At 58.4% G+C, this 389-nt stretch carries 1 protein-coding gene; it reads left to right on the top strand.

Going from position 1 to position 389, the window contains the following annotated elements; translation table 11 throughout:
* Positions 1 to 289 (top strand): efflux RND transporter permease subunit (locus ACYP03_RS24485; protein ID WP_459782445.1); only part of this gene is annotated, 289 nt, incomplete at its 5' end.
* Positions 290 to 389 lie beyond the last annotated feature (100 nt).

The raw sequence follows: 389 nt of genomic DNA, 5'->3' as shown, positions 1-389 counted from the left end.
CTCGGTGAAAGACGCGATTCTGGAAGCCAGCCGTCTGCGGCTGCGTCCGATTCTGATGACGTCTATCGCTTTTATTATGGGGGTGGCACCGCTGGTGTATTCCACCGGCGCAGGCGCCGAGATGCGCCAGGCCATGGGTGTTGCGGTCTTCTCGGGCATGATAGGGGTCACTGTGTTTGGCTTGTTGCTGACACCGCTGTTCTATTACCTGCTGGCAAAACGTGGGCAGCAGAAAGTACCGGTGGCCACAGCGTCCCCCGCACTGGAAAGCGTTCAAGAGGCATCATGAGTGAGCTCTGGCAGGATACATGCGTTGGCATACTGCTGTGCTGTGCGGTCAGTCTCTCTCCTGTGCTTGACCGCTCACTGTCGCCCGAGAGCCTGTTTCA

Source organism: Photobacterium sp. R1, assembly GCF_054600795.1.
This window is presented reverse-complemented; position numbering and strand designations above follow the sequence as displayed.